The sequence below is a fragment of the Pseudomonas sp. Z2-11 genome (assembly GCF_054161305.1).
Genome location: NZ_CP096395.1, coordinates 1,158,327 through 1,185,138, shown reverse-complemented (window position 1 = coordinate 1,185,138; position 26,812 = coordinate 1,158,327). Strand labels below are relative to the sequence as shown.

The 26,812-nt window shown below is 62.9% G+C and carries 24 protein-coding genes; 11 read left to right on the top strand and 13 right to left on the bottom strand.

Features of this window, described 5'->3' with window-relative positions; genetic code table 11:
* Positions 1-2 precede the first annotated feature (2 nt).
* Together M1E16_RS05150 and M1E16_RS05145 are read right to left on the bottom strand one after the other, a co-directional pair.
* Positions 3-2,417, bottom strand: a complete 2,415-nt coding sequence (locus M1E16_RS05150) for a glucose/quinate/shikimate family membrane-bound PQQ-dependent dehydrogenase (protein WP_458129347.1) — start codon at positions 2,415-2,417, stop codon at positions 3-5.
* A gap of 212 nt (positions 2,418-2,629) precedes the next feature.
* Positions 2,630-2,845, bottom strand: coding sequence for a hypothetical protein (locus M1E16_RS05145; RefSeq protein ID WP_458129346.1), 216 nt, complete (start codon positions 2,843-2,845; stop codon positions 2,630-2,632).
* Positions 2,846-2,902: 57 nt separating this feature from the next.
* Here M1E16_RS05145 and M1E16_RS05140 point away from each other — a divergent pair, with 57 nt between their 5' ends.
* Together M1E16_RS05140 and M1E16_RS05135 are read left to right on the top strand one after the other, a co-directional pair.
* On the top strand, positions 2,903-3,133 hold the full coding sequence (locus M1E16_RS05140; protein ID WP_434569681.1) for a VF530 family protein: 231 nt from the start codon (positions 2,903-2,905) through the stop codon (positions 3,131-3,133).
* Positions 3,134-3,175: 42 nt separating this feature from the next.
* Complete coding sequence (locus tag M1E16_RS05135) at positions 3,176-3,793, top strand: Pr6Pr family membrane protein (RefSeq protein WP_434674506.1); 618 nt, start codon at positions 3,176-3,178, stop codon at positions 3,791-3,793.
* 169 nt (positions 3,794-3,962) lie between these two features.
* Here M1E16_RS05135 and M1E16_RS05130 read toward each other — a convergent pair whose 3' ends face one another.
* From M1E16_RS05130 to M1E16_RS05120, 3 genes are read right to left on the bottom strand one after another with little or no spacing between them, the layout of a single operon-like run.
* Positions 3,963-4,172, bottom strand: a complete 210-nt coding sequence (locus M1E16_RS05130) for a DUF1289 domain-containing protein (RefSeq protein ID WP_434569683.1) — start codon at positions 4,170-4,172, stop codon at positions 3,963-3,965.
* A complete protein-coding gene (locus M1E16_RS05125) occupies positions 4,169-4,693 on the bottom strand; it encodes a gamma carbonic anhydrase family protein (protein WP_305496527.1) in 525 nt (174 codons plus the stop codon). Before M1E16_RS05125 ends, M1E16_RS05130 begins: the two co-directional genes overlap by 4 nt.
* Before the next feature lie 16 nt (positions 4,694-4,709).
* A complete protein-coding gene (locus M1E16_RS05120) occupies positions 4,710-5,309 on the bottom strand; it encodes a CoA pyrophosphatase (protein WP_434569685.1) in 600 nt (199 codons plus the stop codon).
* Positions 5,310-5,456: 147 nt separating this feature from the next.
* On the opposite strand from M1E16_RS05120, the gene M1E16_RS05115 reads away from it, so the two are divergent.
* Together M1E16_RS05115 and M1E16_RS05110 are read left to right on the top strand one after the other, a co-directional pair.
* Positions 5,457-6,008: an NUDIX hydrolase gene (locus tag M1E16_RS05115; RefSeq protein ID WP_434625850.1), complete on the top strand. Its 552-nt coding sequence runs from the start codon at positions 5,457-5,459 to the stop codon at positions 6,006-6,008.
* 40 nt (positions 6,009-6,048) lie between these two features.
* A complete protein-coding gene (locus M1E16_RS05110) occupies positions 6,049-6,555 on the top strand; it encodes a L,D-transpeptidase family protein (RefSeq protein WP_305496533.1) in 507 nt (168 codons plus the stop codon).
* Positions 6,556-6,750: 195 nt separating this feature from the next.
* Here the strand turns inward: M1E16_RS05110 and M1E16_RS05105 are convergent, their stop codons facing one another.
* A complete protein-coding gene (locus M1E16_RS05105) occupies positions 6,751-7,059 on the bottom strand; it encodes a DUF6124 family protein (protein ID WP_458129345.1) in 309 nt (102 codons plus the stop codon).
* A 466-nt stretch (positions 7,060-7,525) separates the two neighbouring features.
* Between M1E16_RS05105 and M1E16_RS05100 the strand changes: the two genes are divergently transcribed.
* Positions 7,526-7,726 (top strand): nucleoid-structuring protein H-NS, encoded by a 201-nt coding sequence (locus M1E16_RS05100; protein ID WP_458130386.1) that lies wholly within the window; start codon positions 7,526-7,528, stop codon positions 7,724-7,726.
* 144 nt (positions 7,727-7,870) lie between these two features.
* Here the strand turns inward: M1E16_RS05100 and M1E16_RS05095 are convergent, their stop codons facing one another.
* Positions 7,871-8,320: a hypothetical protein gene (locus M1E16_RS05095; RefSeq protein WP_458129344.1), complete on the bottom strand. Its 450-nt coding sequence runs from the start codon at positions 8,318-8,320 to the stop codon at positions 7,871-7,873.
* A 1,462-nt stretch (positions 8,321-9,782) separates the two neighbouring features.
* Here M1E16_RS05095 and M1E16_RS05090 point away from each other — a divergent pair.
* Genes M1E16_RS05090 through nagE form a run of 5 tightly spaced genes read left to right on the top strand, consistent with a single transcriptional unit; the run spans position 9,783 to position 16,951 of the window.
* A complete protein-coding gene (locus M1E16_RS05090) occupies positions 9,783-10,514 on the top strand; it encodes a GntR family transcriptional regulator (protein WP_305496537.1) in 732 nt (243 codons plus the stop codon).
* A gap of 16 nt (positions 10,515-10,530) precedes the next feature.
* Positions 10,531-11,637: an N-acetylglucosamine-6-phosphate deacetylase gene (gene nagA / locus M1E16_RS05085; protein WP_458129343.1), complete on the top strand. Its 1,107-nt coding sequence runs from the start codon at positions 10,531-10,533 to the stop codon at positions 11,635-11,637.
* On the top strand, positions 11,618-12,640 hold the full coding sequence (locus M1E16_RS05080) for an SIS domain-containing protein (protein ID WP_458129342.1): 1,023 nt from the start codon (positions 11,618-11,620) through the stop codon (positions 12,638-12,640). The genes nagA and M1E16_RS05080 overlap by 20 nt, the downstream gene beginning before the upstream one ends.
* Before the next feature lie 53 nt (positions 12,641-12,693).
* Positions 12,694-15,207 (top strand): phosphoenolpyruvate--protein phosphotransferase, encoded by a 2,514-nt coding sequence (gene ptsP / locus M1E16_RS05075; RefSeq protein WP_458129341.1) that lies wholly within the window; start codon positions 12,694-12,696, stop codon positions 15,205-15,207.
* 34 nt (positions 15,208-15,241) lie between these two features.
* Positions 15,242-16,951: an N-acetylglucosamine-specific PTS transporter subunit IIBC gene (gene nagE / locus M1E16_RS05070; RefSeq protein WP_458129340.1), complete on the top strand. Its 1,710-nt coding sequence runs from the start codon at positions 15,242-15,244 to the stop codon at positions 16,949-16,951.
* 331 nt (positions 16,952-17,282) lie between these two features.
* Here the strand turns inward: nagE and M1E16_RS05065 are convergent, their stop codons facing one another.
* Both M1E16_RS05065 and purL read right to left on the bottom strand, forming a co-directional pair.
* Positions 17,283-17,594 (bottom strand): NGG1p interacting factor NIF3, encoded by a 312-nt coding sequence (locus M1E16_RS05065; protein WP_458129339.1) that lies wholly within the window; start codon positions 17,592-17,594, stop codon positions 17,283-17,285.
* 4 nt (positions 17,595-17,598) lie between these two features.
* Positions 17,599-21,495 carry a phosphoribosylformylglycinamidine synthase gene (purL, locus tag M1E16_RS05060; protein WP_458129338.1) on the bottom strand — a complete coding sequence of 1,299 codons (3,897 nt, stop codon included), beginning with the start codon at positions 21,493-21,495 and terminating at the stop codon, positions 17,599-17,601.
* 288 nt (positions 21,496-21,783) lie between these two features.
* Here purL and mltF point away from each other — a divergent pair, with 288 nt between their 5' ends.
* On the top strand, positions 21,784-23,244 hold the full coding sequence (mltF, locus tag M1E16_RS05055) for a membrane-bound lytic murein transglycosylase MltF (RefSeq protein ID WP_305496550.1): 1,461 nt from the start codon (positions 21,784-21,786) through the stop codon (positions 23,242-23,244).
* A gap of 169 nt (positions 23,245-23,413) precedes the next feature.
* Here mltF and pdxJ read toward each other — a convergent pair whose 3' ends face one another.
* The 4 genes from pdxJ to rnc all read right to left on the bottom strand — a co-directional run bounded on the left by pdxJ (position 23,414) and on the right by rnc (position 26,683).
* The gene (gene pdxJ / locus M1E16_RS05050; protein WP_458129337.1) at positions 23,414-24,157 is read right to left on the bottom strand and encodes a pyridoxine 5'-phosphate synthase; all 744 of its coding nucleotides are present in this window, start codon (positions 24,155-24,157) and stop codon (positions 23,414-23,416) included.
* Between the two features lie 50 nt (positions 24,158-24,207).
* A complete protein-coding gene (recO, locus tag M1E16_RS05045) occupies positions 24,208-24,897 on the bottom strand; it encodes a DNA repair protein RecO (RefSeq protein ID WP_458129336.1) in 690 nt (229 codons plus the stop codon).
* 201 nt (positions 24,898-25,098) lie between these two features.
* Positions 25,099-26,001 carry a GTPase Era gene (gene era, locus M1E16_RS05040; protein ID WP_072345611.1) on the bottom strand — a complete coding sequence of 301 codons (903 nt, stop codon included), beginning with the start codon at positions 25,999-26,001 and terminating at the stop codon, positions 25,099-25,101.
* Positions 25,994-26,683 carry a ribonuclease III gene (gene rnc / locus M1E16_RS05035; protein ID WP_030139612.1) on the bottom strand — a complete coding sequence of 230 codons (690 nt, stop codon included), beginning with the start codon at positions 26,681-26,683 and terminating at the stop codon, positions 25,994-25,996. The genes era and rnc overlap by 8 nt, the downstream gene beginning before the upstream one ends.
* Positions 26,684-26,812 lie beyond the last annotated feature (129 nt).

Here is a 26,812-nt window from a genome sequence, read left to right as displayed (position 1 = left end):
GCTTAATCCGGCAGCTTGTAGGCGATCACATAATCACCCTGCTTGGTCCCCAGCGAGCCATGGCCGCCGGCTACGACCAGCACGTATTGCTTGCCGTCCTTGCCGGTGTAGGTCATCGGCGTGGTCTGGGCGCCGGCGGGCAGGCGGCCTTCCCACAGCTGCTTGCCGTTCTTCACGTCATAGGCGCGCAGGTACTGGTCCAGCGTGCCGCTCAGGAACGCCAGGCCACTGGCGGTGGTGAACGTGCCGCCCAGGCTCGGAACGCCCATGCTCAGCGGGATCGGAACCGGCGAGCTGTCGCGCACGGTGCCGTTCTTGTGCTTCCACAGGGTCTTGTTGTTGGTCAGGTCGACGGCCGCCACATAACCCCAGGCCGGCGCCTGGCAAGGCAGGCCCATTGGCGAAAGCAGCGCCTCGAGGATTACGCCGTACGGCGCGCCCTTGTTCGGCTGCACGCCTTCGGTTTCGCTCTTGCGACCCGGACCACCCGCGACTTCCGCCGCCGGCACCAGTTTCGACTTGAACGCCATGTAGCTCGGGTTGACGAAAGCGATCTGGCGCACCGGATCGACCGAGATACCGCCCCAGTCGAATACACCGAAGTTGCCTGGATAGACGATCGAGCCCTGCAACGACGGCGGTGTGAACATGCCCTCGTAGCGCAGCGACTTGAAGTCGATCCGGCACAACATCTGGTCGAATGGGGTCACGCCCCACATGTCGCGTTCCTTAAGGACCGGCGGCACGAAGTTCAGGTCGGACATCGGTTGGGTCGGTGAAGTGAAGTCGCCTTCGACCGCGCCTTGCGGCACCGGAATCTCCTTGATCGGCACGATCGGCTGGCCGTTGCTGCGGTCCAGCACGTAGATGCTGCCCTGCTTGGTCGAAGCCAGCACGGCCGGTTTCACGCCATCAGCAGTCTTGAGGTCCATCAGGGTCGGCTGGCCGCCGACGTCCATGTCCCACAGGTCGTGGTGGGTGAACTGGAAGTACCAGCGCACCTTGCCGGTGGCGATGTCCAGCGCGGTCAGGCCGGCAGCGTATTTTTCCGACTCGGGCGTGCGGAAACCACCGAACTGGTCGGGCGTCTGGTTGCCCATCGGCAGGTAGAGCATGCCGAGTTTTTCGTCGACGCTGAACATCGACCACATGTTTGGCGAGTTGCGGGTGTAAGTCTGGCCTTCGGCAATCGGCGTGGTGTCGTCCGGGTTGCCGCTGTCCCAGTTCCACACCAGTTTGCCGGTGTGCACGTCGTAGGCACGGATTACACCGCTTGGCTCGTCAGTGGAAACGTTATCGGTGACGTGGCCGCCGATCACGACCAGGTTCTGGGTGACCGCCGGCGGCGAGGTGGAGTAGTAACCGCCGGCGGCGAAACCACCGATGTTGGCGGTCAGGTCGACCTGGCCCTTGTCGCCGAAGTCTTCGCACATCTTGCCGGTGTCGGCGTTGAGGGCGATCAGGCGGGTGTCGGCGGTTGGCAGGAAGATCCGTCGTGGGCACACGGTGCTGGCCGGCGTGGTGCTGGCGGCGCCGGTCGGGCTCTGCTCGGCCGAGGCGTACACGGCGTCATCGTGATAGCTCACACCGCGGCAGGTCATGTGGGCCCAACCCTTGAAGTTTTCCGCATTCTGCGTGGAAAGCTTCGGATCGAAACGCCAGATTTCCTTGCCGGTTTCAGGCTCCAGCGCAATCACCTGGCTGTGCGGCGTGCACACGTAGAGCATGCCGTTGGCCTTGAGCGGGGTGTTTTCAGCGGTAGTCTCGCCCGGGTCGTTCGGCCCTGGCAGGTCACCGGTGCGGAACGTCCAGGCTTCCTTCAACTGGCCGACGTTCTGCGGGGTGATCTGCGCCAGCGGCGAATAACGGTCGCCGTGGGCGCTGCGGCCGTAGGAGTTCCAGTCCCCGTCCGGCATCGCCGGTGCGGTGTTGGCCATGCCTGGCACGCTGTCGCGGTCCAGTTGGCCCTTGATTTCACCCGGGTTGGTGAACTGGCTGGCGAGCGCGGCGATACCCGCGATGATCACCGCAGCGCCCAATGCGCGGGTGCCCATCGGCGACGCATCGGCAGTCAGCAACGGGCGGCGGAACCATGGCAGCAGCAAGACGATGCCCAGGGCAAACAGCATCGCCAGGCGCGGCACCAGTTGCCACCAGTCCAGGCCCACTTCCCACAGGGCCCAAACGGTACTGGCGAACAGCACCAGCGCGTACAGCCCCAACGCCGCACGGCGGGCCAGGATCAGCAGGACGCCGGTGAGCGCCAGGCCGATACCGGCAAGCAGGTAATACAGCGAGCCGCCGAGCGTGCTCAGCTTGATTCCCCCGGCCAACAGGGCCAGGCCCATCAATAGAAGCAGAATGCCGAGCAGGCTCGGTAGCAGACGGCTTCGACTCAAAGCACCCTCAGTGCTCATAGTGTGTATCTCCGTGACGTTTTAAAGAGTCCCGCGCAAGCAGTCACTTTAGATGACGATCTCGCGCAGGCATGGTTCAGTAAAAAAGTGATCGGTCGACGCGCTGCCGCTGGGCTTGCGTTGGCCATCAGAACGACGACTGGCTCCCGCCAATCGGCGTGTCGTCCGCCTGGCAGCGAAGCCGGACAGCGCTGTCTGGAAGAGTCTGAACATCAAACATAAAGAGGGGTTTCTTGATCTTTTTTTAAGGATTGAACAAACGCAAAGGCTCTGGCGCGGCAGGAGAAGCGTTTCAGCTGGCTGCGCAAGGATAATGTTCTGTTACAAATAGAGAAAGCGCTTTTACCAACATGGATCCTTTCGGATTCGGTAACAGTCAAACGGGCTTCAACGACGCGGCCATTGCTTTCAAAGCGCGGCGCTTCCACCCGAACGGCACCTCGGCTAAGGTGCGCGGCATATCACTTACCTGGCGTACAGGCTTCATGACCGAACACAACGACAACCCACTGCACGGCGTGACGCTGGAGCAGATCCTCAATGCCCTGGTGCAGCACTACGAGTGGTCGGGCCTGGCCGAACGCATCGATATCCGCTGTTTCAAGAGCGACCCCAGCATCAAGTCGAGCCTGACCTTCCTGCGCAAGACGCCGTGGGCGCGGGAAAAAGTCGAGCGCCTGTACATCAAGCTGATGCGCACGAAACGGCCGGTCTGAGTCGTGGGCGTTGGAATTCCCCTTCGACGCGGTTTCGTGTCGATGGCGGCACTGCTTGGCTGGGCGGGACTGAGCATCCAGTTGTATCTGATCTTGCTCGGGCGTTGGGAGCTGGGCGCGAGCCTGCTGGGCGGGCTGGTGAATTGCTTCAGTTTTTTCACGGTGCTGACCAACACGCTGGTGGCCGTGGTGCTGAGCTTCGAACTGACCCACCGCGATTCAGCGGCGCGGCGCTGGTTCCTCGGGCCAGCGGTATGCAGCGGCATCGCCGTGAGCATTGCCCTGGTCGGCCTGGCCTACAGCCTGCTGCTGCGCCATCTCTGGCAACCCGAAGGCTGGCAGTTTATCGCCGACGAACTGCTGCACGACGTGATGCCCGTGCTGTTCATCGGCTACTGGTGGTTCTGCGTGCCCAAGGGCAGCTTGCGCCTGCGCCACATCGGGCTGTGGATGCTTTATCCCTTGGTGTACTTCGGTTATATCCTGCTGCGTGGCAATCTGCTGGCGGCCTACCCCTACCCTTTCATTGATGTGGCGACTCTGGGTTATCCACAGGTACTGATCAACGCCGGGGGGATATTGGCGGGGTTTGTCGGGATCGCGCTGGGGGTGGTGGGATTGGATTGGTGGCTGGGGCGGCGAGCAGCTAAAGCGTTGTGAATGCTTTTGTGGCGAGGGAGCTTGCTCCCGCTGGGTCGCGCAGCGGCCCCAAAACATGCAACTCAATCTGCCTGTAGTACCGGGTTGTCTGGTTTCAGGGCCGCTGCGCCCGAAGCGTCGGACCGGCCCAGCGGGAGCAAGCTCCCTCGCCACAGAGGCGTAATCACAATCAAGGTTTTGCCGGCAACATCCACACCAACCCACTGGCCTTGGCCCGTTCATGACACAACGCCAGGACGCCGCGCCGCTCTTCATTGTCCATCCGGCTCCAGCGGGTGATTTCCGCCACCGTGCGCTGGCAGCCGGTGCAGATGTCGTCATCATCCAGCGCGCAGATGTTCACGCAGGGCGAGGGAACCGGACGTTCGGCCGGGTTCATTGTTCTTGCTCGACCAAGTCGCGGGCATAACGCTGCGAGTTGTGCACATAGTGCGCCGCGCTGGCTTCGAGCATCTTCTTCTGGGCCTCGGTCAGCTCGCGCACGACCTTGCCCGGCGAGCCCATCACCAGCGAACCGTCGGGAATCTCCTTGCCTTCGCCAATCAGCGAGTTGGCGCCGATGATGCAATTCCTGCCGATCTTCGCGCCATTGAGGATCACCGCGTTGATGCCGATCAGGCTGTAGTCCCCCACCGTGCAGCCGTGGAGCATCGCGTTGTGGCCGATGGTCACGCCGGTGCCGATGGTCAGCGGGAAGCCCATGTCGGTGTGCATCACCGTGCCGTCCTGCACGTTGCTGTTCCTGCCGATCAGAATCAGTTCGTTGTCGCCGCGCAACACGGCGTTGAACCAGACGTTGGCGCCTTCTTCGAGGCGGACCTTGCCCACCAGCGTGGCGTTGGGCGCGACCCAGCTCTGTGGGTGGGTTTCGACACGGGCATCGCCCAGGCGGTATTTCATGGAAGTCCTCGGGGCGTCAGGTATTGATGAAACTGTTGGGCGGTGTGTGCAGGTCGATACCCGCGTCGTAGAGCAGGTTGACCAGCTCGACGATCATGATCGCCGTCAGGCCCCAGATCTTGTATTCGCCGAAGCGATAACTGGGCACGTACCAGCTGCGGCCCTGGTAATCGATGCGGTGGGTGTGTTCGCGCGGGTCCTTGCGGAAAAACTCCAGCGGCACGCTGAAGACCGCGGCGATCTCGGCATCGTTGGCCTGGTACTCGACGTAATCGGGAATCACCCCGACATAGGGGGTGACCTTGATGCCATGCAGGGAAATCAGCGGGCTGAGAGGGCCGATCACTTCCACCAGGCCAGGCGGCAGGCCGATTTCCTCTTCGGCTTCGCGCAGGGCAGTGAAGATCAGGTCCGGGTCTTCCGGGTCGCGGCGCCCGCCGGGGAAAGCCACTTCGCCGCCGTGGGTCGAGAGCCCGCTGGCGCGCAAAGTCAGGACCAGTTCCGGCTCGTCGCTGCGGGTGATCGGCACCAGCACCGCCGCTTCAGGGAAACGCCGGTCGGTCTCCAGATCGCGCGGCGTATGGTTGCTTACTCGATGCAGTAGCTCGTCCAGCATGAGACTTCTCGATTTATTCGCTGCCTAGCATCATGCACCAATCAGCCAAGCGGCCCAAGCCCCGGGACCACGTCATGTCGCGAAACGACAACTTGCCGATACCCGCCCGCACACGCCAAGATAGGCGCAGCCTCCAGGAATCCAAGCATGAAATTCTGCAGCCAGTGCGGTAACCCGGTGACCCAGCGCATACCCGAGGGCGACTCGCGCCTGCGCTTCGTCTGCGACACCTGCCACACCATCCATTACCAGAACCCCAATATCGTTGCCGGATGTGTACCGACCTGGGGTAGCAAAGTCCTTTTATGCCGCCGCGCCATCGAACCGCGCCGCGGTTATTGGACGTTGCCGGCGGGCTTCATGGAAAACGGCGAGACCGTCGAGCAGGCCGCCGTCCGTGAAACCGCCGAGGAAGCCTGCGCCCGGGTGCGAAACCTGAGCATCTATACGCTGATCGACGTACCGCACATCAGCCAGGTGCATGTATTCTTCCGCGCAGAGCTGGTCGACATGGATTTTGCCGCCGGGCCCGAGAGCCTGGAAGTGCAGCTGTTCGAAGAAACCGAGATTCCGTGGGACGAGCTGGCTTTCCGCACGGTGGGCCGTACCCTGGAATACTTTTACGCGGACCGACGGGCCGAGGATTTCCCGGTGCGATCCGAGTCGATACCGCCGCTGGCCCAGCCTGCCAATACTTGAAATCCAATATAGTCGCGACACCTCTAGGGATATCGTTTTAATGCGCTGGTTGCTTGTCCTGTTCTGCCTGTCGTTCACCGCTGTGTCCCAAGCCGCCGCCGTGGGAACCTATAACGGCAAGGTCATTGAAAAAGTCCTGGTGCTGAAGTCCGCCCATCAATTGCAGTTGATCAACGACGGCAAGCCGCTGAAGACCTATCGCATCTCCCTGGGCAAGGGCGCCAAGAAAGGCCCCAAGCTGATCGAAGGCGACAAGCGCACCCCCGAGGGTTTCTACTGGCTGGACTGGCGCAAGACCAGCGAGCGCTTCTATCTGTCGATGCACATTTCCTACCCCAACATCAGCGACGCCGCCCGCGCCCGCCGCGAAGGCGTGGAGCCGGGGGGAATGATCATGATCCACGGCACGCCGGATTCGGAGGAGAACCCTGAGCAGTTGTTCCATACGCTGGACTGGACCGATGGCTGTATCGCCATGCGCAATGTGGATATGCGTGAGGTGTGGAACCTGGTGCCGGATGGGACGATGATCGAGATTCGCCCGTAACCCCTTTTCCCTGTGGCGAGGGAGCTTGCTCCCGCTGGGCTGCGCAGCAGCCCCAAGCCCCGACAGCGCGGTGTATCAGGCAGATTGAGTTGCTGGCCTTGGGGTCGCTGCGCAACCCAGCGGGAGCAAGCTCCCTCGCCACAGGGGGCCTGGCGTTCCCGCATCGTGCTAGAGATGAGGCCATTCCTTATGGCATCAAGTCCGAAGCTCGACTCGATCCAAGGCCTTGTTCGTCAGCAACTCCCCTAGCTCTATCATCTGCACCACTCCCAATGCCACGTGCCGTCGTGAGCCTTCCAGATTGAATGCCAGGTCGCTGAGCATTGCATTGGCCGAGGCCAGGGTTTCGCTGAGGTTGGCTAGCAGGGTTTCGGTGTCGATGCAGTCCGTCACGTTGAACAGTTGGGTCGACGGTTGGGGTTCTGAGTCGCTGTCGTCCGGCTTGGGATTCTGGTCCATAGCGCGGTCGGCGGGGTTTGGCGGGTTTGGGGTTTCTTTGATCATTTGCAACTCCTCATTTTTGACGGAGCCACCACCCTTCGCGGTCAAACAAAAAAGTGGCAGCTGTACGCGGGTTGACCGACCGGGAATAAGGCAAACCGGCACGTCCGAAGACGTCCCACGCACAGCCGCCGCGACACGATACCTCAGACGAAGGAAAAACGCCTGAAATAGGCCTTGGAGCGCTGACGCGCCTTATTAATTCGGACGGTCAAATCCGAGTCGCTGAATTGGCAGCGACACCCTGAGGCTAGCTGCCTGACTTCCGAGGGACAACCTTAAAAACATGTCGGAAATTTCGGGGCGTCTGACAGACCACCCATCTGATCCGGGATGTTTCCCACAAAATTCCGGGTAGTCTTTTTGGGAGTTGAATTGAGTACATATCCATTGCTGCGGTCACGGCCAGTAATGGTTCCGCTTTTACAGCGGCTCACTTTTAAGAGGCGCAAAAGTAAGCAAAACGCCTTTGCCCCACCACTCGGTGCCTCGCCTGGGCTCGGCATGCCCTCACTCCGGCATTGCTCCGTGGGCCCGCCGCGAAGGGCCGTCCCTGGCCCAGCGCGGCTATCCCGACATCCATGCCGGGATGCCCACTCCACAATGCCTGCGTTCGGCCATCGTGGTTAACGGGGCGCCCGAAATCAACGTCCACCGCGAGGCGGCCTGAAGCCGACCTGACTCTTGATGGAATCGCATTTCTCCTGTGGGTGCGAGCCTGCTCGCGAAGAGGCCGGCACTGCCAACTTCTTCATCGGCTGTGACATCGCCTTCGCGAGCGGGCTCGCCCACATAGCCCTGCAAGAACACAAGATTAAAGAATGGTTGCACGCTGCTGAGCTTCATAGTGTCGGGTCTGGTAGGGCAACAAGGTTTGTATTTTCAAGCCAAGCCCCTCACTCAACCCCCAGGAAAGAGCCAGTTCATCCCGCCGTTTTCGAAGCGCAACTTGACTCTTCGAAGTTACAGCTCGCTTCGGCGTCGAAAGCCAAAAAAGTTCAAGGGCTTTAAAAACATCAGATGCACGAGCGTCCGTTACGCATGAAAAACGAGTAAATCGTTCCAGCAAATAACCGGCACGACGAATTTCTATTTCTTCGGTATGCCGGCCGAGAAAAGCTTGGGTTGTGCTCGTCAGATCCAAATTGGAATACCAGACCGCTGTAGCCGCGCTCACTAGCGCAGCGTCATCAGCATGAATTAGCGGGCTTTTGACTAGCACATCCAAGGCGCTTGAAAGGACGTAACCGTTAACGGGATTCATAATCTCTGCACACTAAATAAACGCGACTCCTGAAACTAGAATTCTCACTTCCGAGGGACAACCTTAAAAACATGTCGGAAATTTCGGGGCGTCTGACAGACCAACCATCTGATCAGGGATGTTTCCCACAGAGTTCGGGTAGTTTTTTGGAGTTGAATGGGGGTACATATCCTTTGCTGCGGTCACGGCCAGTAATGGTTCCGCTTTTACAGCGGGTCACTTTTGAGAAGCGCAAAAGTAACCAAAACGCCTTTGCCCCACCACTTGGTGCCTCGCTGAGGCTCGGCATGCCCTCACTCCGGCATTGCTCCGTGGGCCCGCCGCGAAGGGCCGTCCCTGGCCCAGCGCGGCTATCCCGGCATCCATGCCGGGATGCCCACTCCACAATGCCTGCGTTCGGCCAGCGTGGTTAACGGGGCGCCGAAATCAACGTCCGCCACGAGGCGGCCTGAAGCCGACCTGACTCTTGATGGAATCGCATTTCTCCTGTGGGAGCGAGCCTGCTCGCGAAGAGGCCGGTACAGCCAACATCTTCATTGACTGACACTCCGCCTTCGCGAGCAGGCTCGCTCCCACACTGGATTTTCAGGAAACCGCAGAATCTATGTACGCCACACCACACCGTGGGAGCGAGCCTGCTCGCGAAGAGGCCGGTACATCCAACATCTTCATTGACTGACACTCCGTCTTCGCGAGCAGGCTCGCTCCCACATTCGATCTTCAGCAGCTACAAATTTTGCGTACGCCACAGCCCCTGTGGGAGCGGGCTTGCCCGCGAAGAGGCCGGCACAGCCGACATCTTCATCAACTGACACTCCGCCTTCGCGAGCAGGCTCGCTCCCACAGATGCCGGATGGATCGAAGTACCACCGCCAAAGACAGGCCGGCTCTTGCTCTTGCTCTTGCTCTTGCTGTGTTTTTGACTTTGATCTCAGCGCCCCGTTAACCACGCTGGCCGAACGCAGGCGTTGCGCAGTGGGCACCTCGGCAAGGATGCCGAGGTAGCCGCGCTGGGCCAGGGACGGCCCTTCGCGGCGGGCCCACGGAGCAAGGCCGGAGTGAGGGCATGCCGAGCCTCAGCGAGGCACCAAGTGGTGGGGCAAAGGCGTTTTGCTTACTTTTGCGCCTCTTAAAAGTGAGCCGCCGTAAGGGCGGAACCCTAAGCAGCCGTTACCGCAGCAACGGATATACACGCCGCCCCCCCGGTCGCAAAAAAAATAAATATCAAATCCCCTAATTTACAACCCATGCATACCACTGCCCTCCTGAAACCACCACCCAACGCCGTACGCTCACGCACCCTCCCCCGCCCTCTAATACCACTTAAAGCCAACCCCCTCGAAACACCCCATAAACGCCCAAGAACCAACCAGATCCCACGTTGACATGGTATTCAAGTGGTATTAGCTTCCACCCAACTTACCGAGCGACAACGCCCACAAAAACCGCATCGGACACCCCCATGAACGACATCCAGACCCTGCGCCCTGACGATACCCAACCCACCCCGCTCTACCTGCAACTGGCCCGCAACCTGGAAGCCGCCATCCACGCTGGCCAATGGAAAGCCGAGCAGGCAATGCCGTCCGAGCGCAGCCTCAGCGAACAACTGGGCATCTCCCGGGTTACCGCCCGCAAAGCACTGGAAGTGCTGTTCGAACAAGGCCTGATCCGCCGCAACCAGGGTTCGGGCACGTTCATCACCCCGCGCCTGGAGCAACCGCTGTCACGCCTCAGCGGCTTCAGCGAGATGCTCCGGCTCAAGGGCTTCGTGCCCGGTTCGCAATGGCTTGAGCGCGAGATCACCCCGCCGACCCACGAAGAACTGATCCGCCTGGGCCTGTCGCCCACCGACAAAGTCGCGCGGCTCAAGCGCCTGCGCAAGGCCGATGACACGGTCATGGCGATTGAAATGAGCACGCTGCCGGCATCGATCATTCCCAAGCCACAGGCGGTGGGCGATTCGCTGTACGAGTTCCTCGATGGCATTGGCAAACCGGTCGTTCGCGCGCTGCAACACATCCAGGCGATCAACGCTTCCGATGAATTCGCCGCCCTGGTGGGCATCGCCCCCGGTACTGCGATGTTGCTGATGACGCGGGTCGGCTACCTGGAAGACAACACGCCCATCGAAGTCACCGACACCTATTGCCGCAACGACTACTACGACTTTGTCGCCGAGCTGCGGCGCTAGAGACCAGAGAATTCCCATGTCCGAAGACAACATCCTCACCGCCAACGGCTGGATACGCGGCCGCCTGTTCCACGAACACGGCAAGGTCGCGGCCATCGAAGGCCAGCCCTGCGACCCGGCGAGCAACGACCTGCCCTATCTGCTGCCCGGCTTCATCGACTTGCATGTGCACGGCGGTGGCGGCAAGGACATCATGGAGGGCGCGACGGCGTTCGAGACCATCGCCCGCACCCACGTGCGCTTCGGCACCACGTCGCTGCTCGCCACCACCATGACTGCACCAAGCGAAGAAATCGCCGGTGTGCTCAAGGCCCTCGGCGAATACTGCGAACAACGGCCCGGCGGCAGCGCGCGGGTGCTCGGCGTGCATCTGGAAGGGCCTTATATCAACCCCGGAAAACTGGGCGCCCAACCGAATTTCGCCCACACCGCGTTGATGGCGGAAGTGGAGGCTTATCTCGCCCTGGCGCCGATCCGGGTGATCACCATTGCGCCGGAAATCGCCGGGCACGATGCCTTGATCCGCGCCCTCAGCGCCCGCGGCGTGCGCATGCAGATCGGCCACACCCTCGGCAGCTACGAAGAAGGCGTCGCGGCGCTGGCCGCCGGGGCCAGCAGTTTTACCCATTTGTATAACGCCATGAGCCCGCTGCATCACCGCGAACCGGGCATCGTCGGCGCGGCGCTGGCCCACGCGCAATATGCCGAATTGATCCCGGATCTGCTGCACGTACACCCCGGCGCCATGCGCGTGGCCCTGCGTTCGATTCCGTGCCTGTATTGCGTCACCGACTCGACGGCCGCCGCCGGCATGCCCGACGGCGAATACAAGCTGGGCAGCCACACCGTGACCAAATGCCTGGGCGGCGTGCGGCTGGCCGACGGCACGCTGGCCGGCAGCACCCTGACCATGGACCAGGCCCTGCGCAACCTGGTGAAAATCGGCCTGCCCATCGCCGAAGCCTCGCAACGCCTGTCGCAATTTCCCGCCGATTACCTCGGCCTGCCCGAACGCGGACGCCTGCACCCCGGCGCCTGGGCCGACTGTGTGCGCTTTGACCGTTCCCTGAATCTGACCGATGTGATGGTCGAAGGAGAAGCCATTGTCTTCCAGAATGCTTGAAGAGGCCCTCGCCTCGTCCGATGCCGTCGAGCGCCAGTTGCAGCGCCTGGATCCAGCCCTGCTGGAGATCGCCGGGCGCCTGCGCCGCCAGCCGCCGCAAGTGGCGATGACCGTCGCCCGGGGCAGTTCCGATCATGCCGCCAGTTACTTCGCCTACCTGACCATGCAGCACCTGGGCTTGCCGGTGGCGTCGTTGCCCATGTCGGTGGTAACGCTGCAACAGGCGCCGCTCAAGGTCAGCGGCCAGGTGGCCTTTGCCTTTTCCCAGTCCGGGCAGAGCCCCGACCTGGTGAACAGCCTGCGTCTGTTGCGCAAGCGTGGCGCGCTGAGCGTGGCGATGGTCAACGCCGAGGATTCGCCGCTGGAGGCTGCCTGTGAATTCAGCGTGCCGCTGTGCGCCGGCGTCGAAAACAGCGTCGCCGCGACCAAGAGTTTCATCGCCACCCTCAGCGCCAGCACGCGGCTGGTGGCGCACTGGAAGGACGATTCCGAGTTACTGGAGGCTGGCCGCGCGTTGCCCGAAGGCTTGCGCGACGCCGCGCGCCAGGATTGGAGCCCGGCCGTCGAGGCGCTGCGCGACTGTACGCGGTTGATGGTGATCGGCCGTGGCGCCGGGTTCGCCATCGCCCAGGAAGCGGCGCTCAAATTCAAGGAAACCTCGGCGATTCAAGCCGAGGCCTTCAGCAGCGCCGAAGTCCGTCACGGGCCGATGGCGCTGATCGACGAACACTATCCGCTGCTGGTCTTCGCTCCGCGGGGAGCCGAGCAGGCCGGCGTGTTGAGCCTGGCCGCCGACATGCGCCAACGCGGCGCGCGGGTGCTGCTGGCCGCCCCCGATGACATTGCCGAACGCGACCTGACCCTGTCCCGCGCCGAACACCCGGCCCTGGACCCGATCCTGGCGATCCAGAGCTTTTATGGCATGGCCGCCCGGCTGGCCGTGGCCCGAGGCCTGGATCCGGACCAGCCACGGCACTTGAGCAAGGTCACCCGAACCCACTGAGCCGACGGCGTCTTTTAACGCAAGGCCAACCCGATTTCAAAGAGAGCGAGCCCATGCCCAATAACAATAAAGAGCTGACCCTCAGCGCCCCGCTCAGCGGTCCGCTGCTCACCCTCGCCAACGTCCCGGACGCGGTGTTCGCCAGCGGCGCGATGGGCGACGGGATTGCCATCGATCCACTGAACGACACGCTCTACGCGCCCTGTGACGGCGAGGTGATCCACGTCGCTCGCACCGGCCACGCCGTGACCCTGCGGGCCGACAACGGCGCCGAACTGCTGCTGCACCTGGGGCTGGATACCGTCGATTTGCAGGGCGACGGGTTCTCGATGCTGGTCAAGCAAGGCGCCCGGGTCAGCAACGGGCAGGCGTTGCTGCGCTATGACCTGGACCGCGTGGCACTGCGCTGCAAAAGCCTGGTGAGCCTGCTGGTCATCACCAATGGCGAGCGCTTCCAGGCACGGCCCATCACCCTCAAAGCGGTCAAGGTCGGCGAGCCCTTGCTGCACATCGTCGCCCGGGCGGCGGGCGAAACCCGCAGCGATGAACCGCAGGTCGGCATCGAAGTGTCGGGCCAGATCCGCATCGTCCATCGAGGTGGCCTGCACGCCCGCCCCGCCGCCCTGGTTCGTCAGACGGCGCAACGCTTCAAGAGCCGCTCGCACCTGCATTTCGGCGACCGCTCGGCGCCCTGCGACAGCGTGATGGGCATGATGGGCCTGGCAATCACCGAGCAGGCCGAAGTCCATGTCAGTTGCCGCGGCAGCGATGCCGAAGCGGCGTTGCAAGCGTTGTTGAAGACATTATCCACAGCCTTGGCCGAAGAGGTTCACGCCGACACGCCACGGGTCCAGGCGCCGAACCATGCCGCCGAGGATGGCGTGCTGCACGGTGTCTGCGCCGCACCCGGCCTGGTCACCGGCCCGCTGGTTCGATTGGAGGGCATTCAATTGCCCGAGGACCCCGGTGGTCACGACGTTGAGGAACAACGACAGCGGCTGCGCCAAGCCCTGGAGCAGGTCAGCCGCGACATCGGTGTTACGTTGGAAAACGCCAAGGCCCGGCACCACGCGGATGAGCAGGCGATTTTCAGCGCTCATCTGGCGCTGCTGGAAGACCCGGTCCTGCTGGACGCCGCTTACCTTTCCATTGATCAGGGTTGCGCGGCGGCCCACGCCTGGAGCCGCTCCATCGACGTGCAGTGCCAAGTGCTGCGGCAATTGGGCAGCACGTTGCTGGCCGAGCGTGCCAATGATCTGCACGACCTGCGCCAACGTGTCCTGCGTGTTTTGCTCGGTGAAGCGTGGCAATTCGACGTGCCGGTGGGCGCGATTGTCGCCGCGCAGGAGCTGACGCCGTCGGACCTGCTGCAACTCTGCGCTCAAGGCGTGGCCGGCGTATGCATGGCCGAAGGCGGCGCGACGTCCCACGTGGCGATCCTGGCCCGGGGCAAAGGCCTGCCCTGCCTGGTGGCGTTGGGCGAGGCCCTGCTCGAACAGGCGCCGGGGCGAACGGTGGTGCTGGACGCTGACAATGACCGCCTCGAACTCACGCCCAGCGCCGAGCGCCTGACACAGGTCCGCCAAGCACAAGCCCAACGCGCCGCCCTGCGCACCTGGCATCAGTCCCTCGCCCACACGCCGGCGCGAACCGTTGATGGGGTCGATGTCGAAATCGCCGCCAACGTCGCTTCCAGCACCGAAGCGGGCGAGGCCTTCGCCAACGGCGCCGACGGCGTCGGTTTGTTGCGCACGGAATTTCTTTTTGTCGACCGTCACACGGCCCCCGACGAAAACGAGCAACGCCAGGCCTATCAAGCCGTGCTGGATGCCATGGGCGACAGGCCGGTGATCATCCGCACCATCGATGTCGGCGGCGACAAGCAGCTGGATTACCTGCCGCTGCCGGCCGAAGCCAACCCGGTGCTCGGCCTGCGCGGCATACGCCTGGCCCAGGTGCGCCCGGAATTGCTCGACCAACAGTTGCGCGCCCTGCTGCAGACCCGTCCGTTGAATCGCTGCCGGATCCTGTTGCCGATGATCACCGAAGTCGACGAACTGCTGCACATCCGCCAGCGCCTTGATGCCTTGGGCACCGAGCTGGGCCTGGGCGAGCGTCCGCATCTGGGGGTGATGATCGAAGTGCCGGCCGCCGCCCTGCTCGCCGAGCAACTGGCCGAGCACGCGGACTTCCTGTCCATCGGCACAAACGACCTGTCCCAGTACACCCTCGCCATGGACCGCGACCACGCCGGCCTCGCCGCCCGGGTCGATGCCCTGCACCCGGCGCTGTTGCGGCTGATCGCCCAGACCTGCGCCGGCGCGGCCAGGCATGGACGCTGGGTCGGCGTGTGTGGCGCCCTGGCTTCCGATCCCCTGGCGACACCGGTGTTGATCGGGCTGGGCGTACGGGAGCTATCGGTCAGCCCGCCACAGATTGGTGAAATCAAGGACCGCGTGCGCCACCTCGACGCTGCCCAATGCCGCCGCATCAGTAGCGATTTGCTGAATCTGCCGAGCGCCGCCGCTGTGCGCCAGGCCTGTCACCAACACTGGCCTCTGGGCTGAGCCACGTCGAACAACAACAAAAAGGAGAGACGCCATGTACCAGCATTTCATCGAAGGGCTGCAACGCCTCGGCCGGGCGCTGATGCTGCCGATCGCGATCCTGCCGATTGCCGGCCTGCTGTTGCGCCTGGGTGACACGGACCTGTTGAATATCGCGATCATTCACGACGCCGGCCAGGCGATCTTCGCCAACCTGGCATTGATTTTCGCCATCGGCATTGCCGTGGGCTTCGCCCGGGACAACAACGGCACCGCCGGGCTGGCCGGGGCGATCGGCTACCTGGTCATGATCGCGACGCTGAAGGTACTCGACGCGACCATCAACATGGGCATGCTCGCCGGGATCATCAGTGGCCTGCTGGCTGGCGCGCTGTACAACCGCTTCAAGGACATCAAGCTGCCGGAGTACCTGGCGTTTTTTGGCGGCCGGCGTTTCGTGCCGATTGTCACCGGTTTCAGCGCCGTGGGCCTGGGCGTCGTGTTCGGCCTGATCTGGCCGCCGATCCAGCATGGCATCAACGGCTTCGGCGAACTGCTGATGGCCAGCGGCAGCTTCGGCGCGTTCGTGTTCGGCGTGTTCAATCGGCTGCTGATCGTCACCGGCCTGCACCACATCCTCAACAACATGGCCTGGTTCATCTTCGGCAGCTTCACCGACCCGGCGACCGGCGCGGTGGTCACCGGTGACCTGACCCGCTATTTCGCCGGCGACCCCAAAGGCGGCCAGTTCATGACCGGCATGTTCCCGGTGATGCTCTTCGGCCTGCCCGCCGCGTGCCTGGCGATGTACCGCAACGCCCTGCCCCAGCGGCGCAAGGTGATGGGCGGGATCCTGCTGTCGATGGCGCTGACCTCGTTCCTGACCGGCGTCACCGAGCCGATCGAATTCGCCTTCATGTTCCTTGCGCCGCTGTTGTACCTGGTCCACGCGTTGCTCACCGGTCTGTCGATGGCGGTGACCAACCTGTTGGACATTCACCTGGGCTTCACCTTCTCGGGTGGTTTCATCGACATGGTGCTGGGCTGGGGCAAATCCACCAACGGCTGGCTGGTCGTCCCGGTTGGCCTGGCGTATGCGCTGATCTATTACCTGGTGTTCGACTTCTGCATCCGCCGCTTCGACCTCAAGACCCCCGGGCGTGAAGAGGTGCCGGCGGGCGACAAACCGGTCATCGCCGAAAACCAGCGAGCCGCAGCCTACATCCAGGCGCTGGGCGGTGCCGACAACCTGATCACCGTCGGCGCCTGTACCACTCGCCTGCGCCTGGACATGGTGGACCGCAACAAGGCGTCCGACGCCCAACTCAAGGCCCTCGGCGCCATGGCCGTGGTTCGCCCGGGCTATGGCGGTAGCTTGCAGGTGGTGGTCGGGCCGATGGCGGATAGCATCGCCGATGAAATCCGCCAGGCGTTGCCCTCCTCCGAACAGACGGCCCCCGTCGCTGTACTGGATAGCGTTGAACCGTCACCACAGGTCGGCGCTGTCGAAGCACAGAAATGGCTGGATGCCTTGGGCGGCAATCACAACGTGGTGCAACTCGATTGCGTGGCGATGAGCCGGTTGCGGGTGCAATTGTCCGATGGCAAGGGATTGTCGGAAAGCCAGCTAAAAGCGCTTGGCTGCCAGGGGGTCAGCGCGCTGGAGGATGGCGTGTGGCATTTGTTGCTGGGGGAAAAAGCGCCGGGGGTGTGGCGGGCGTTGGAGGCGGTGATCGTGAACCCCAAGGCTGGGGTCAAGGCTTAGATTCCTGGTGTCTGTTCTGGCCTCTTCGCGAGCAGGCTCGCTCCCACAGGGTACGGTGTGAGTCACGAATATCTGCAACACCACAAAACCACTGTGGGAGCGAGCCTGCTCGCGATGGGGCCTGAAGACACTCAACACCTAACCTGTGACACCCCCCCGTGGCGAGGGAGCTTGCTCCCGCTGGGTCGCGCAGCGGCCCCGGTTTTTTGCGACTGCTACGCAGCCGAGCGGGAGCAAGCTCCCTCGCCACGGGATTCGCGTACACCGAATCGCAGCCAATAAAAAACCCGCTGAATCAATCAGCGGGTTTTTCATTTCGGCGTGAAGAGGATCAGAAATCCTCCAAGCGCCACACTTCATACGCCGGTGTCTCGTAGGGGTGGCTCTGTTTCAGCGCCTCCACCACGGGCCGGATCAACCCGTCGGCCACTACCAGCTCCACCTTCCATTCCTCGACCTGCTCGACGTGCCCCGCCTCGCCAATGAACGGCTGGCTGCCGTCCAAGGGGCGAAACTGGCCCAGGCCCAGCACTTGCCAGGCGCAGTGGTCATACGCGCCGATCCGTCCGCCACCGGCGGCGAATACAGCGCTTTTGACCACGTCCACATGGCTGGCCGGGACGAAGAAGCAGAGCTTGTACACCGCCTCAGTTCACCCAGACGCGCGCGTTGCGGAACATGCGCATCCATGGCGCGTCTTCGTTCCAGTCGTCCGAACGCCACGAGTTCTGCACTGCGCGGAACACTCGCTCCGGGTGCGGCATCATGATCGTGACGCGGCCGTCGCGGCTGGTCAGGCCGGTGATCCCGCGTGGCGAGCCGTTCGGGTTGGCCGGGTAGGTTTCGGTGACCTTGCCATGGTTGTCGACAAAACGCAGCGACACACAACCGGACAGATCGGCTTCAAGCAATGCTTCTTCGCTTTCGAATTCCGCATGGCCTTCGCCGTGGGCAATGGCGATCGGCATGCGCGAACCGGCCATGCCCTGCAGGAAGATCGAGTTCGACTCCTGCACCTGGACCATCGCCACGCGCGCTTCGAACTGCTCGGAGCGGTTGCGCACGAAGTGCGGCCAGAACTCGCTGCCCGGAATCAGCTCGTGCAGGTTGGACATCATCTGGCAACCGTTGCACACGCCGAGGGTGAAGCTGTCGGTGCGTTCGAAGAAGCCCTGGAACGCGTCGCGGGCGCGGCTGTTGAACAGCGCCGACTTGGCCCAGCCTTCACCGGCACCCAGCACGTCGCCGTAGGAGAAGCCGCCGCAAGCGACCATGCCCTTGAAGTCGTTCAGGTCGACACGGCCGGCGAGGATATCGCTCATGTGCACGTCGATCGCGTTGAAGCCGGCGCGGTCGAACGCCGCGGCCATTTCCACCTGGCCGTTGACGCCCTGCTCGCGCAGGACCGCCACTTGCGGGCGAATGCCTTTCTTGATGTAAGGCGCGGCCACGTTGTCGTTGACGTCGTAGCTGAGCTTGGCGCTCAGGCCCGGGTTGTCTTCTTCCAGGATTGCGTCGAATTCCTGCTCGGCGCAGTCGGCGTTGTCGCGCAGGCGCTGGATCTGGTAGCTGGTCTCGGCCCACTGGCGCTGCAACAGGCGGCGCTGGCCTTCGAAGACGGTGTCGCCATTGAAGGTGATGTTGATGTGGGCATTGTTGATCGGCTGGCCGATCACCGAGACGCACTCGGCCAGGCCGGCGGCGCTGAACTGGGCGAGGATATCCGGGGTGGCGTCCTGGCGAACCTGGATCACCGCACCGAGTTCTTCGTTGAACAGGATGGCCGGGATTTCGCTGGCCGATTCGGCCACGCTGTCCAGGGTCAGGTTCAGGCCGCAGTGGCCGGCGAAGGCCATTTCCATCACGGTGGTCAGCAAGCCGCCATCGGAACGGTCATGGTAAGCCAGCAGATGACCGTCGGCATTGAGGCCCTGGATCACGGCGAAGAACGCCTTCAGGTCTTCGGCATCGTCGACGTCCGGCGCTTGCGAGCCGAGCTTGCCATGCACCTGGGCCAGGATCGAGGCGCCCATGCGGTTCTGGCCACGGCCCAGGTCGATCAGGATCAGATCGGTGGTGCCCTTGTCCATGCGCAGTTGCGGGGTCAGGGTCTGGCGGATGTCGGTGACCGGGGCAAAACCGGTCACGATCAGCGACAGCGGCGAGGTCACGCTCTTGTCCACGCCTTCATCGTTCCAACGGGTGGCCATGGACATGGAGTCCTTGCCCACCGGAATGGTGATGCCCAACTCGGGGCACAGCTCCATGCCGACAGCCTTGACGGTGTCGTACAGGCGGGCGTCTTCACCAGGATGGCCGGCGGCGGACATCCAGTTGGCCGACAGCTTGATGTCGGAGATCCTGCCGATGCGCGAGGCCGCGATGTTGGTCAGGGTCTCGCCGATCGCCATGCGGCCCGACGCCGGAGCGTCCAGCAGCGCCAGCGGCGTACGTTCGCCCATGGCCATGGCTTCGCCAGTGTAGACGTCGAAGCTGGTGGCGGTCACGGCCACGTCGGCCACCGGCACCTGCCATGGGCCGACCATCTGGTCGCGCGCCACGAGGCCGGTGATGCTGCGGTCGCCAATGGTGATCAGGAAGCTCTTGCTCGCCACGGCCGGGTGATGCAGGACGCGCTCGATGGAGTCGGCGATGTCGAGGGTGGACGGATCGAAATCATCCCCCAGCTCGGCTTCGCGGACGGCCGAACGGTGCATGCGCGGGGCTTTGCCCAGCAGCACTTCCAGCGGCATGTCCACCGGGCTGTTGCCGAAATGACTGTCGGTGACGGTCAGTTGCGGCTCGGCGGTGGCTTCGCCGACGACCGCGAACGGGCAGCGCTCACGCTCGCAGATCGCCTTGAAGCGCTCGAAGTCGGCCGGGCCGACCGCCAGGACGTAACGTTCCTGGGATTCGTTGCTCCAGATTTCGTGCGGGGCCATGCCCGGCTCGTCGTTCGGAATGTTGCGCAATTCGAAGCGACCACCACGACCGCCGTCGTTGACCAGCTCCGGGAAGGCATTGGACAGGCCGCCCGCGCCGACGTCATGGATGAAGCTGATGGGGTTCTGCTCGCCCAGCTGCCAGCAACGGTCGATGACTTCCTGGCAGCGACGTTCCATTTCCGGGTTTTCGCGCTGGACCGAGGCGAAGTCCAGGTCCGCCGAGCTGGTGCCGGTGGCCATGGAGGACGCTGCGCCGCCACCCAGGCCGATCAGCATGGCCGGGCCGCCGAGGACGATCAGCTTGGAGCCGACCAGGATCTCGCCCTTCTGTACGTGTTCGGCGCGGATGTTGCCCATGCCGCCGGCGAGCATGATCGGCTTGTGATAGCCACGAACCTCTTCACCGCGCGGGGTGGTGATGGACTGCTCGAAAGTACGGAAGTAACCGGTCAGGGCCGGACGGCCGAATTCGTTGTTGAATGCCGCCCCGCCGAGCGGGCCTTCGATCATGATGTCGAGGGCGTTGACGATGCGCTCAGGCTTGCCGTAAGGCTTTTCCCACGGCTGTTCAAAGCCCGGGATCTGCAGGTTCGACACGGTGAAGCCGGTCAGGCCGGCCTTGGGCTTGGCGCCACGGCCGGTAGCGCCTTCGTCGCGGATCTCGCCACCGGAACCGGTGGACGCGCCCGGGAACGGGGCGATGGCGGTCGGGTGGTTGTGGGTTTCGACCTTCATCAGGATGTGCACCGGCTCCTGGACCGCACCGTACTGACGGGTCTCAGGGTTCGGGTAGAAGCGACCGGCAACGTTGCCGACGATCACCGCCGCGTTGTCCTTGTAGGCCGACAGCACACCTTCGTTGTGCATCTGGTAGGTGTTCTTGATCATGCCGAACAGGCTTTTTTCCTGGCTCTGGCCGTCAATGTCCCAACTGGCGTTGAAGATCTTGTGGCGGCAGTGCTCGGAGTTGGCCTGGGCGAACATCATCAGTTCGATGTCGTGCGGGTTGCGCTGCAAGCCCTGGAAGGCGTCGACCAGGTAATCGATCTCGTCTTCGGCCAGGGCCAGGCCCAGCTCGGCGTTGGCTTTTTCCAGCGCGGCGCGGCCACCGCCCAGCACGTCGATAGCGGTCAGCGGCTTGGGTTCGGCGTGGCTGAACAGGCCGGCGGCCTGCTCCAGGTTGCCCAGAACGACCTGGGTCATGCGGTCATGCAGGCCATCGGCAATCAGTTGGGCCTCGGCCTCGCTGAACTCACCGGCGACATAAAAGGCAATGCCGCGCTCCAGACGCTGGATTTTCGCCAGGCCGCAATTGCGCGCAATATCGCTGGCCTTGCTCGACCAAGGCGAAATGGTGCCGAAACGCGGCAGTACCAGGAACAGACGACCGGTCGGCTCCTGGACGGGAACGCTGGGACCGTACTTCAGAAGGCGCGCGAGCACCTGCTGTTCGTCGCCGGTCAAACCGCCGGTGACTTCGGCGAAGTGAGCGAATTCAGCATACAAGCCACTGACAGCCGGAACGCATCGGTTCAGTTGCTCAAGGAGTTTGCTGTGGCGAAAGGCAGAAAGGGCAGGAGCGCCGCGCAGGATCAACATCTTCGGGACAGCCTCGGGAAGGGGGTGTGCTTTGAGGCCGTGCATTCTAGCCTAAACCGCTGGCAACGGCACCCGAAACGCTACGTGCGATGCCAGCCGGACGTCGGTCATCCCTTGGACGGCTGCAGCCAGGCGTCATTGGGATAATTCAGCGGAGTTATTTTTTTCTGGCGCAACCGCCGCCGCACGCCGGCCCGCCTGTGTTGCGGACACGTTTTGCAACCTCTAGCAGACTGGCCTTTTGCTGTCGATATATGGCGGTCGAGGCCGTTTGCGTATACTGCGCAGATGTTTTCCCCAACGGCTTTGCGTCCGCGGTACGCCAGATGGCTGATCGCAACCGGACTCTTCCTGGTGCTCAGTGGTTGTGTTGAGAAACCCAACACACTGGAGCGCGTAAAGGAGGATGGCGTGCTGCGGGTGGTTACCCGGAACAGCCCCGCCACCTACTTCCAGGATCGCAATGGTGAGACCGGCTTCGAATACGAGCTGGTGAAGCGCTTCGCCGAGGATTTGGGGGTCGAGCTGAAGATCGAGACCGCTGACAACCTCGACGACCTGTTCAGCCAGGTCGGCAAGCCCAATGGCCCGGTGCTGGCCGCGGCGGGCCTGGTCAGCAGCGAACAGCGCAAGAAACAGGTACGGTTCTCCCACGCCTACCTGGAGGTTACCCCGCAGGTCATCTACCGCAACGGCCAGTCCCGCCCCACCGACGCGGCCGCCCTGGCGGGCAAGAAGATCATGGTGCTCAAGGGCAGCTCCCACGCGGAGCAGCTGGCGCAGTTGAAACAGCAGTATCCGGGAATCGAATACGAGGAATCCGACGCGGTTGAAGTCGTCGACCTGCTGCGCATGGTCGATGAAGGCCAGATCGACCTGACGCTGGTGGATTCCAACGAAGTGGCGATGAACCAGGTGTACTTCCCTAACGTGCGCGTGGCGTTCGACCTCGGCGATGCCCGCAGCCAGAGTTGGGCGGTGGGCCCCGGCGAAGACAACAGCCTGCTCAACGAAATCAACGCCTACCTCGACAAGGTGCAGAAGAACGGCACGCTGCAACGCCTCAAGGACCGCTATTACGGGCACGTCGACGTCCTCGGCTACATGGGCGCGACCACCTTCGCCCAGCATCTGCAGCAACGCCTGCCCAAATACGAGCAACACTTCAAGACCTACGCCAAGAAGGAAAAGGTCGACTGGCGCCTGCTGGCTGCCATCGGCTACCAGGAATCGCTGTGGCAACCGACGGTCACCTCCAAGACCGGCGTGCGCGGCCTGATGATGCTGACCCAGAACACCGCCCAGGCCATGGGTGTGTCCAACCGCCTCGATCCGAAGCAGAGCATCATGGGCGGCGCCAAGTACCTGGCCTATATGAAGGAGCAACTGGACGAGAGCATCGAGGAGCCGGACCGCACCTGGTTCGCCCTCGCCGCCTACAACGTGGGCAGTGGTCACCTGGACGACGCGCGCAAGCTCGCCGCCAAGGAAGGACTGAACCCGAACAAGTGGCTCGACGTGAAGAAGATCCTGCCGCGCCTGTCCCAGAAACAGTGGTACAGCAAGACCCGCTACGGCTACGCCCGCGGTGGCGAACCGGTGCATTTCGTGGCGAACATCCGTCGCTACTACGACATTCTCACATGGGTGACTCAGCCACAGCTCGAAGGCGACCAGGTGGCCGAGGGCAACCTGCATGTGCCGGGCGTGGACAAGAGCAAGCCTAACCAGGAATCTCCACAGCTCTAAAAAGCTGAACACAATTCCTGAGGCTGCGGTGCCCCCGTGGCGAGGGAGCTTGCTCCCGCTGGGCTGCGAAGCGGCCCCGAGATTTTGCGGTTGCTACGCAACCGAGCGGGAGCAAGCTCCCTCGCCACAACGGATCAGGCACGCCTTAAGTAAGCTTTATGGAATGGGCTCAGGATTTGGCAGCCGCCAGGATCAACGCTTTCATCTCCGACACAGCCGACTTGAACCCGACAAACAACGCATGGGCCACCAGCGCGTGGCCGATGTTCAGCTCGTTGATGCCCTTGATGGCCGCGACGGCTTCAACGTTGTGGTAATGCAGACCGTGGCCGGCATTGATGATCAGCCCCTGGGCCAGGCCGAAGCTGACGCCGTCGGCGACCCGCTGCAGCTCATCGGCCACGTCCGTAGGTGTCTCGGCGTCGGCGTAACGGCCGGTGTGCAGCTCGATGGCCGGCGCACCGACACGCTTGGAGGCTTCGATCTGCCGTTCATCGGCATCGATGAACAGCGAGACCTCGGCGCCGATCTTCGACAGGCGCTCCACCGCCAGGCTGATCCGCGACTCCTGCCCCGCTACATCCAGGCCGCCTTCGGTGGTCAATTCCTGGCGCGTCTCCGGAACCAGGCAGATGTGCGCCGGACGGATGCGTTCGGCGAACGCCATCATTTCCTCGGTCACGCCCATTTCAAAATTCATGCGAGTCTGCAGCACATCCTTGAGCAGCAGAACGTCGCGTTCCTGGATGTGTCGACGGTCTTCGCGCAAGTGCACGGTGATGCCGTCGGCGCCCGCCTCTTCGGCGTCCAGCGCGGCCTTGACCGGGTCCGGGTAACGCGTACCACGGGCCTGGCGCAGAGTGGCGACATGGTCGATGTTCACGCCGAGAAGAATGCGATTGCTGGTGCTCACGAAAAGCGCTCCTGAATGGACAGAGATTCGGCCCACAGCATACGGGGAGATCAGGGCTTGCGAAACAACTCGCGACTGACCAGCGGCCGGCCGCCCAGATGAACCGCCAGGGCCTGGCGCATCAGCCGCTTGGCCGCCGCCAGCGCGCCAGGCGCTGTCCAGTCGGCTTGCGCCATGGCCAGCAACTCGACGCCGTTGAACAGTCCCGGTTGCAGCAGGTAGACCCGCTCCAGGCCTGCATCCACTTGCAGGCGATACAGACCGTCGGCCGCAATAGGATCGCCGTGCAGGTCGGCGTCCAGGGCAAAACCGTAGCCCAGGTCATCCAGCAGGCGCCATTCGAAAGAGCGCAGCAATGGCTCCAAGGGTCGACCCTCGGCCAGGGCCAGCAACGTGGCGGTGTAATGGTCGAACACGGCGGGATGGGGATCTTCGGCGGGCAGCAGGCGGATCAGCAATTCGTTGAGGTACAGGCCACTGAACAGCGCTTCGCCATTGAGCCAGGAAGCGACGCCATTGCTTTCCATGCGCCCGACATTCTTCAACTCACCCCGGCCGCGAAACTCGACTTCCAGCGGCACGAACGGCCGCGCCAGGGTCCCGGCCTTGCCCCGAGCCCCCCGCAACACCGCCCGCAGCCGCCCTTGAGGCGTGAGGAAGTCCACCAGGGCGCTGCTTTCGCGATAGGCGCGGGAATGCAGGACGTAGGCGGATTGAGCGAGGGGTTGGTTGGGCGGCATCGGGGGCCTGAGTATCAGCAAGACATCAATGGATGAACAAGTCCTGTGGCGAGGGAGCTTGCTCCCGCTCGGCTGCGAAGCAGTCGTAAAATCAGGCAGCGGGGTATGTCTGGCGGAACGAAGTCGCAGGTTCCGGGGCTGCTTCGCAACCCAGCGGGAGCAAGCTCCCTCGCCACAAGAGCCCGCCCCCAGCCAATCAGGTTACAGGTCGCCGTAACCCAGCGAGCGCAGCGCCCGCTCGTCATCGGACCAGCCGCCCTTCACCTTGACCCACAGGTTGAGCATGATCTTGGAGTCGAACAGCAGCTCCATGTCCTTGCGCGCCTCGGTGCCGATGCGCTTGATGCGCTCGCCCTTGTCGCCAATGATGATTTTTTTCTGGCCGTCACGCTCGACGAGGATCAAGGCATGGATGTGCAGGGTCTTGCCCTGCTGCTTGAACTCTTCGATTTCCACCGTGATCTGGTACGGCAGCTCGGCACCCATCTGGCGCATGATTTTCTCGCGCACCAGTTCGGCGGCGAGAAAACGGCTGCTGCGGTCGGTGATCTGGTCTTCGGGGAAGAAGTGATCGTTTTCCGGCAGGTGCTCGGCGATTACCCGCTCCAGCGCGTCGAGGTTGTGACCGTGCTGGGCTGAAATCGGGATGATCTGGGCATTCGGCAACTGCTCCTGCAACCAGCTCAGGTGCGGCATCAGCTCGGCCTTGTCTTCGATGCGGTCGGTCTTGTTCAGCGCAACGATCAAGGGACCGGTCACGTACTGGACACGCTCGAGGACCATCTGGTCTTCTTCGGTCCACTTGGTGCGGTCGACCACGAAGATCACCACGTCGACGTCCTTCAACGCCGCCGAGGCCGTCTTGTTCATGTAGCGGTTCAGGGCCTTCTCGCCGCCCTTGTGCATGCCGGGCGTGTCGACGTAGATCGCCTGTACGGCGCCTTCGGTCTTGATGCCGAGCATGTTGTGGCGAGTGGTTTGCGGCTTGCGCGACGTGATCGCCAGCTTCTGGCCGAGAATGTGGTTGAGCAATGTCGACTTGCCCACGTTCGGCCGGCCAACGATGGCGACATAGCCGCAGCGGGTGACGGTTGTATCAGTCATTGCCATTCTCCACGCCCAGGGCGATCAGTGCTGCAGCGGCCGCTACCTGTTCGGCAATACGACGGCTGACGCCCTGGCCTCGGCTTTTTTCATTCAATAGGACCACTTCGCATTCGACGAAGAAGGTTCGGCAATGCGGCTCACCCTGGATATCCACCACTTCGTAGCGCGGCAGTTCGCAGCTGCGCGACTGCAGGAATTCCTGCAAGCGCGTCTTGGGATCCTTGTTGGTGTCCACCAGCGTCAGGCTGTCGATCTCGGAAGTCAGCCAGGCCAGCACGCGCTCGCGGGCCATTTCCATGCCGGAATCCAGATAGATCGCGCCAATCAGCGCTTCCAGGGCATCGGCCAGGATCGATTCGCGACGAAAACCGCCACTTTTCAACTCGCCGGAGCCCAGGCGCAGGTAATCGCCCAGGTCAAAACCACGGGCCAGTACCGCCAGGGTCTCACCTTTTACCAACCGTGCACGCAAACGCGACAACTGGCCTTCCCGCGCCAGGGGGAAGCGTTCGAACAACGCCTCGCCGGCCACGAAGTTGAGGATGGCATCGCCGAGAAATTCCAGGCGTTCGTTGTTGCGCCCGGCAAAACTGCGGTGAGTCAGGGCCAGGAGCATCAGCTCCTGATCCTTGAAAGTGTAGCCGAGCTGACGCTCGAGACGGCTTAGAGAAACGCTCACGGTTTACCCACGCTGAGTTCGTGGCTGGATTCCACCGCCACAGCGACTGAGCGCCGTTGGCTTGGGACAATTAACGCTGTGTTCAAAAATGACGTCCTGACTATCGTTGGCTTCATGCCTTCGGGCAGC

What these genes read in the sequence shown, in the direction of transcription:
- mltF (WP_305496550.1), top strand. Translation starts at nt 21,784, where the DNA reads ATGTTTTCCCCAACGGCTTTGCGTCCGCGGTACGCCAGATGGCTGATC.
- M1E16_RS05150 (WP_458129347.1), bottom strand. Translation starts at nt 2,417, where the DNA reads ATGAGCACTGAGGGTGCTTTGAGTCGAAGCCGTCTGCTACCGAGCCTG.
- M1E16_RS05090 (WP_305496537.1), top strand. Translation starts at nt 9,783, where the DNA reads ATGAACGACATCCAGACCCTGCGCCCTGACGATACCCAACCCACCCCG.
- ptsP (WP_458129341.1), top strand. Translation starts at nt 12,694, where the DNA reads ATGCCCAATAACAATAAAGAGCTGACCCTCAGCGCCCCGCTCAGCGGT.
- purL (WP_458129338.1), bottom strand. Translation starts at nt 21,495, where the DNA reads ATGTTGATCCTGCGCGGCGCTCCTGCCCTTTCTGCCTTTCGCCACAGC.
- M1E16_RS05095 (WP_458129344.1), bottom strand. Translation starts at nt 8,320, where the DNA reads ATGAATCCCGTTAACGGTTACGTCCTTTCAAGCGCCTTGGATGTGCTA.
- M1E16_RS05105 (WP_458129345.1), bottom strand. Translation starts at nt 7,059, where the DNA reads ATGATCAAAGAAACCCCAAACCCGCCAAACCCCGCCGACCGCGCTATG.
- M1E16_RS05120 (WP_434569685.1), bottom strand. Translation starts at nt 5,309, where the DNA reads ATGCTGGACGAGCTACTGCATCGAGTAAGCAACCATACGCCGCGCGAT.
- M1E16_RS05135 (WP_434674506.1), top strand. Translation starts at nt 3,176, where the DNA reads ATGGCGGCACTGCTTGGCTGGGCGGGACTGAGCATCCAGTTGTATCTG.
- M1E16_RS05110 (WP_305496533.1), top strand. Translation starts at nt 6,049, where the DNA reads ATGCGCTGGTTGCTTGTCCTGTTCTGCCTGTCGTTCACCGCTGTGTCC.
- nagA (WP_458129343.1), top strand. Translation starts at nt 10,531, where the DNA reads ATGTCCGAAGACAACATCCTCACCGCCAACGGCTGGATACGCGGCCGC.
- M1E16_RS05115 (WP_434625850.1), top strand. Translation starts at nt 5,457, where the DNA reads ATGAAATTCTGCAGCCAGTGCGGTAACCCGGTGACCCAGCGCATACCC.
- recO (WP_458129336.1), bottom strand. Translation starts at nt 24,897, where the DNA reads ATGCCGCCCAACCAACCCCTCGCTCAATCCGCCTACGTCCTGCATTCC.
- M1E16_RS05125 (WP_305496527.1), bottom strand. Translation starts at nt 4,693, where the DNA reads ATGAAATACCGCCTGGGCGATGCCCGTGTCGAAACCCACCCACAGAGC.
- M1E16_RS05130 (WP_434569683.1), bottom strand. Translation starts at nt 4,172, where the DNA reads ATGAACCCGGCCGAACGTCCGGTTCCCTCGCCCTGCGTGAACATCTGC.
- era (WP_072345611.1), bottom strand. Translation starts at nt 26,001, where the DNA reads ATGACTGATACAACCGTCACCCGCTGCGGCTATGTCGCCATCGTTGGC.
- M1E16_RS05140 (WP_434569681.1), top strand. Translation starts at nt 2,903, where the DNA reads ATGACCGAACACAACGACAACCCACTGCACGGCGTGACGCTGGAGCAG.
- nagE (WP_458129340.1), top strand. Translation starts at nt 15,242, where the DNA reads ATGTACCAGCATTTCATCGAAGGGCTGCAACGCCTCGGCCGGGCGCTG.